At 58.3% G+C, this 6,376-nt stretch carries 4 protein-coding genes and 1 tRNA gene; 3 read left to right on the top strand and 2 right to left on the bottom strand.

Going from position 1 to position 6,376, the window contains the following annotated elements; all coding sequences use genetic code 11:
• Nucleotides 1–851 (top strand): anaerobic glycerol-3-phosphate dehydrogenase subunit GlpC (gene glpC / locus ACRAUW_RS16040; protein ID WP_431363082.1); only part of this gene is annotated, 851 nt, incomplete at its 5' end.
• 383 nt (nucleotides 852–1,234) lie between these two features.
• On the opposite strand, the gene ACRAUW_RS16035 is transcribed toward glpC, so the two are convergent.
• The gene (locus tag ACRAUW_RS16035; protein WP_128815310.1) at nucleotides 1,235–1,492 is read right to left on the bottom strand and encodes a YkvA family protein; all 258 of its coding nucleotides are present in this window, start codon (nucleotides 1,490–1,492) and stop codon (nucleotides 1,235–1,237) included.
• Entirely contained in the window at nucleotides 1,489–3,501 is a 2,013-nt protein-coding gene (gene uvrB, locus ACRAUW_RS16030; protein ID WP_431363081.1) for an excinuclease ABC subunit UvrB, read from the bottom strand. Before uvrB ends, ACRAUW_RS16035 begins: the two co-directional genes overlap by 4 nt.
• A 133-nt stretch (nucleotides 3,502–3,634) precedes the next feature.
• Between uvrB and ACRAUW_RS16025 the strand changes: the two genes are divergently transcribed.
• Nucleotides 3,635–3,710, top strand: a tRNA-Asn gene (locus ACRAUW_RS16025).
• Between the two features lie 762 nt (nucleotides 3,711–4,472).
• Complete coding sequence (locus tag ACRAUW_RS16020) at nucleotides 4,473–6,158, top strand: aspartate:alanine antiporter (protein ID WP_431363080.1); 1,686 nt, start codon at nucleotides 4,473–4,475, stop codon at nucleotides 6,156–6,158.
• Nucleotides 6,159–6,376 lie beyond the last annotated feature (218 nt).

Raw genomic sequence — 6,376 nt, 5'->3', positions numbered from 1 at the left:
TCACCACCGGCCTCAAGCCGATGAAGCTGGTGCTGGACAAGGCGCTGGGGGTCTCCTCCCACCGCGACCTGCCCAAATACTCCCAGGGCACTTTCCGCGGCTGGTACAAAAAGCAGAAGGCGACCCAGGCCAGTTATAAGCGCCAGATCGCCTACTTCCACGGCTGCTATGTCAACTACAACCACCCGCAACTCGGCAAAGAGCTGGTGCAGGTGCTCAACGCCATGAACATCGGTGTCCAGCTGCTGGAGCGGGAGAAGTGCTGCGGCGTACCGCTGATTGCCAACGGCTTCATGGACAAGGCCAAGCAGCAGGCGGCCTTCAACATCAAGCAGATGGAGAACTCCCTGCTCGGTAACGAGATGCCGCTGCTGGCCACCTCCTCCACCTGCGGCTTTACCCTGCGCGATGAATACCCCCACCTGCTGGAGCAGGACAACCACAAGGTGCGGGATCGCATCTCGCTGGTGACCCGCTTCCTGTGGAATGAGTTCTACAAGGGCAACAAACCGGCGATGAAACCGCTCAATCTGCACATCGCCTACCACACCCCCTGCCACATGGAGAAGATGGGGGGCGTCATCTACACCCTCGAATTGCTGCGCGCCATTCCCGGGGTCAAGGTGACGGTACTGGAGTCCCAGTGCTGCGGCATCGCCGGCACCTACGGCTTCAAGTCGGAGAACTACCAGACCAGCCAGACCATCGGTGAGGGGCTGTTTGATCAGATCAACCGCCTCTCCCCCGATCTGGTGATCACCGATTGCGAGACCTGCAAATGGCAGATCGAGATGAGCACCAGCTTTCGCTGCGAACATCCCATCCACCTGCTGGCCAAGGCCTTGGCCTGAGATGAGCACGCCCATATCTCACTGCGAGTCTCCATTCATCTGCTGGCTCGGCGCAGACTGCAATCCTCCGGCCCTTGCGGCCGCCTCTCTTTGAGATGAACAAAGAGCCGGCAATTTTGCCGGCTCTTGGGTTTACGTTTAACACTTTCGCTGTCAGGGGGATATGTGTGATCACCATTCAAGACAGCCCGCGAGCTGTCAGTGTAGTAACACGCGACATCTGACCAGCTGATTGAGACGTCTCCCCTGGCAAATTACCCACCGTGTCCCATAGCAAGCTCAGCCGTTTAACTGGTAGCTTTCATATCCAGTCTTGCAAGCTAAAGACAGATGGGAAAGTCAGGCAGCCTCAATACTGCTGCGTTTTGTACAAGCGACTGACTCTACGAGACCTGTTCCAGATCGCTGCGCACTGCAGGGGGCAAACAACGCTCCCAGCCCCATAGCAACACCAGCAGCAGGGTCACATCATCGAACCACCCCAGCAAGGGCACCACGTCGGGGATAAGATCCACCGGACTGATGCCATAGAGCAGGATAAGGATCACCAGCCCCCTCGCCCACCAGGGGGTACCGGGATGGCGAAAGCCCTGATAGAGACGACGAAGCCGTTGCCAGATCAGCCAGCGTTTGCGGCTCATGACTCGATCAACTCGCTGCGCAGCCGCTGGATCTGATCCCGCAGTGCCGCCGCCTGTTCGAACTCCAGATCCCGGGCATGCTGGAACATCAGCTCCTCCATCCGTTTGATCTCTTTGGCAATCTCGCTGGCAGAGCGGACATGGTACTCCCCTTGCGGCTCGGCTGCCTTGCGCATTCCCTTGCCTGGTTTGCCTGCAGTGCGGCTGCCGCCCATGTCCATCACATCGCCAATGGATTTGTTGAGCCCTTTGGGGGTGATGCCATGCTTGAGGTTATGGGCATGCTGCAAGGCGCGACGCCGCTCGGTCTCCTCAATGGCTACCTTCATCGAGTTGGTGATGGTATCGCCGTAGAGAATGACCTTGCCGTTGAGGTTACGCGCCGCCCGGCCGATGGTCTGGATCAGCGAGCGGGTCGAGCGCAGGAAACCCTCTTTATCCGCATCCAGAATCGCCACCAGCGACACCTCCGGCATGTCGAGACCTTCCCGCAGCAGGTTGATGCCGACCAGTACATCGAACTTGCCGAGGCGCAGATCGCGGATGATCTCCACCCGCTCTACCGTGTCGATATCGGAGTGGAGGTAGCGCACCTTGACGTCGTGCTCCGCCAGATACTCGGTCAAGTCTTCCGCCATCCGCTTGGTCAGAGTCGTGACCAGCACCCGCTCCTCGACGGCGACCCGCTTGCGGATCTCGGAGAGCAGATCGTCCACCTGAGTGGTCACCGGACGCACCTCGATCTCCGGATCGAGCAAGCCAGTTGGGCGCACCACCTGCTGCACCACATCGCCGCCGGACTTCTCCAGCTCGTAGGGGCCGGGAGTCGCCGAGACAAACACCGTCTGCGGCATCAGCGCTTCAAATTCGTCAAACTTGAGTGGCCGGTTGTCCAGCGCAGAGGGGAGCCGGAAACCGTACTCCACCAGGGTCTCCTTGCGGGAGCGGTCCCCTTTGAACATGGCGCCGATCTGCGGCACCGTGACGTGGGACTCATCGATGATGAGCAGGCCATCCCCCGGCAGGTAGTCAAACAGGGTGGGCGGCGGCTCCCCCGGCGCACGGCCGGAGAGGTAGCGGCTGTAGTTCTCTATGCCGGAGCAGTAACCCAGCTCCTGCATCATCTCCATGTCGAACTGGGTGCGCTGGCTGATGCGCTGCTCTTCCACCAGCTTGTTGAGGGACAACAGTTGCTCGCGGCGGCTGCGCAGCTCCTCCTTGATATGTTCGATGGCCCCCAAAATGGTTTCGCGCGGGGTGGCGTAGTGGGTCTTGGGGTAGATGGTGTAGCGCACTACCGTCTGCTCTATGGCGCCGGTCAGAGGATCGAACTGGGAGAGCCGCTCCACCTCCTCGTCAAACAGCTCCACCCGTAGGGCCAGCTTGTCCGATTCGGCAGGGTAGATGTCGATCACTTCACCACGCACCCGGAAGGTACCGCGTTGAAACGCCATGTCGTTGCGGGTGTACTGCAGCTCGGCGAGGCGACGCAGGATATCCCGCTGGTTGATCACATCCCCCACTTTCAAGTGCAACATCATGCTCAGATAAGCCTGGGGATCCCCCAGACCATAGATGGCCGACACCGAAGCAACGATCACCACGTCGCGCCGTTCCAGCAGCGCCTTGGTGGCCGACAATCGCATCTGCTCGATGTGATCGTTAATCGAGGCATCCTTCTCAATGAAGGTGTCGGTGGTCGGCACATAGGCTTCGGGCTGGTAATAGTCGTAGTAGGAGACGAAATACTCCACCGCGTTGTCGGGGAAGAACTCCTTCATCTCGCCATAGAGCTGGGCGGCCAGGGTCTTGTTGGGAGCCAGGATCATGGTCGGGCGGTTCAGGGTGGCGATGACGTTGGCCATGGTGAAGGTCTTGCCCGAACCGGTCACCCCGAGCAGGGTCTGGTGGGCCAGCCCCGACTCGATGCCCTCCAGCAGTTGGGCAATCGCCGTGGGCTGATCCCCGGCGGGTTGAAACTGGCTGGCTAACTTGAACAATTTGCTCATGAACACTCCCGACACAGAACAGCAGAGGAGCAGTGTAACCGAGGGTTTGTCAGCGGTACACCCGTGCCATCATCCCGCGAATGGCTTGACCACCCCGGACACCTTCTGTATGATGCTCCTCCTTGCCTGATGTTCCCCCGTAGTTCAGTCGGTAGAACGGCGGACTGTTAATCCGTATGTCACTGGTTCAAGTCCAGTCGGGGGAGCCAATTCCTCACCATCTCGGTGCAAGTTATCCACTTTAGTGCCCTCCCCAGCTTTTTTTAATGCACAAGATCCTTCTTGCTGCTTACGATTCCTTTTGTTACCGGTTCCAGCTCGACAGAGTTTTCTTCTGCCATATCTAACTATTTGATTTTTATAGCAAGTTTTTTTCTGCGGTATTTTTTGAACAGCACTTGCAGCCCAGTCGTGACGCGGCTTACCGGCCGATGAACAAGATTCATAAACAGGGTTATCCACAGATTCTGTGGGTAACTGCCGCAATCCCTGTCGGGACGCGGGATAGCTGGCAATCCCGGCTTTTCAAGAGCGGTTTTGCTGCGGAACCTGATTTTATGCTGTTTTTACGCATCTCTGGTCAGTGGCACAAAAGGGGGCTTTTGAACCTTTTTTGAGATATCTTTTTGCCAGGCCAGTCAGGCTGGGCGAACGGGCAAATCATCCCCTGTTTCACCTCGTGCCCACCCTCTGATCCCGCTGGTTGAATCTTCTGAAACTGATCTCACTTAAGCGTTGCAGCAGCAGAATCTAAAGTTTTTACCTCTGCCATCCCCCAAGCAAGACCACTAGCATTTTTCACTAATTGACACTGGGGGACACAGCAAGAAGCTCCCTATTTTTCCCCCTTGCCCCCCTATCGCCTCGAAATAGTGCGAGATCCCTTTCGATTAATCGGCCCCTTGCGCTTCTTTATTGGGGATAGATCCGGCACAATATCGGCCCCACTTTTTTCCTCGGTTTTTCCGGGCATGACCATAGATTTCGTGACACTGCTACATCAAAGCGACTCCCTGCTGCTATTCGTGGTACTGGCCTTCGGCCTGCTGCTGGGCAAAGTTCGGCTTGGCAACTTTCAGATTGGCAACACCATCGGCGTATTGTTCACTGCCCTGCTGTTTGGCCAGATGGGCTTCGAGTTCACAACCACCACAGAAAACGTCGGCTTTATGCTGTTCATCTTCTGTGTGGGGATCGAGGCGGGCCCTCACTTCTTCAGCGTCTTCCTGCGCGACGGCATCCACTACATCACCCTGACCCTGGTGATCTTGCTGACCGCCCTGCTGCTGACGGTGGGGCTGGCCAAGTTCTTCAATCTGGGGCCGGGGATGGCGGCGGGGATCCTGGCAGGTTCCCTCACCTCGACCCCCGCGCTGGTGGGTGCCCAGGATGCCTTGCGCAGCGGCCTGCTCAACCTGCCCCATCAGACCGATATGCAGGCGGTGCTCGACAACATGGGCATCGGCTACGCCCTGACCTATCTGGTGGGTCTTGTGGGCCTGATGCTGGTGGTGCGCTACCTCCCGTCGCTGGCACGGCTCGACCTCAACACCGAAGCGCAAAAAATCGCCCGCGAGCGGGGTCTCTCCGACAGCGAGAGTCGCAAGACCTATCTGCCCATCATCCGCGCCTATCGGGTTGGCCCCGAGCTGGCGGCCTGGATTGGTGGTCGTACCCTGCGAGAGACCGGCATCTATCCCCATACCGGCTGCTATGTGGAGCGGATCCGCCGCAACGGCATTCTGGCCAGTCCCGACGGCGATGCCGTTATTCAGGAAGGGGATGAGATCGCCCTGGTGGGCTATCCCGAGAGCCACGAGAAGCTGGACGTCAACTACCGCAACGGTAAAGAGGTGTTTGATCGCAACCTGCTCGACCTGCAGATCGTCACCGAAGAGATAGTGGTAAAGAATGACTCCGTGGTAGGTCGCCATCTGGTGGAGCTCAACCTCACCGAGAAAGGGTGCTTCCTCAACCGAGTGGTGCGCTCCCAGATCGAGATGCCGTTCGATCGCAACATCATGCTGCAAAAAGGCGACGTGTTGCAGATCAGCGGCGAGAAGCAGCGGGTCAAACTGCTGGCCAACAAGATCGGCTTTATCAGCATCCACAGCCAGACCACGGATCTGGTGGCTTTCACCACCTTCTTCGTACTCGGCCTGCTGATTGGCTCCGTTTCGCTGGTGTTCGGTCAGATCGAGTTTGGCCTTGGCAACGCCGTCGGCCTGCTGTTGGCGGGCATTCTGATGGGTTACCTGCGGGCCAACCACCCGACGGTCGGCTATGTGCCGCCCGGTGCGCTCAGATTGGCCAAGGATCTCGGTCTTGCGGTCTTTATGGTGAGCACCGGCCTCAAGGCGGGTGGCGGCATTCTGGATCACTTGAGCGAAGTGGGTGCCGTGGTACTCTTCTCCGGTATACTGGTCACCACCTTGCCGGTACTGGTGGGTTACCTGTTCGGGGTCTGGGTATTGAAGATGAACCCGGCGCTGCTGCTCGGTGCCATCACAGGTGCCCGTACCTGTGCCCCCGCCATGGATGTGGTCAACGAGGCAGCCAATAGTTCCATTCCGGCGCTTGGCTACGCAGGTACCTATGCGGTGGCCAACGTGATGCTGACGCTGGCGGGCTCCTTTATCATCGGCTTCTGGTTCTAGCCAGTACCATCACATTACCGCTAACAAAGAAGGGAGCCTCAGGCTCCCTTCTTGCTGTCTGATATTCTCCCAAGACGCGGAGCAGACTCATTGGTGTGACCTCGCCTGACACCAACCATCTACGCTGAACTCTGCCCCCCTATCCTACAATGGTTGAAGCTCTGCTCTGCTCTGCTCTGCTCTGCTCTGCTCTGCTCTGCTCTGCTCTGCTCTGCTCT

The sequence above is a fragment of the Aeromonas sp. genome, assembly GCF_050633025.1.
Lineage (GTDB): Bacteria > Pseudomonadota > Gammaproteobacteria > Enterobacterales > Aeromonadaceae > Aeromonas.
This window is presented reverse-complemented; position numbering and strand designations above follow the sequence as displayed.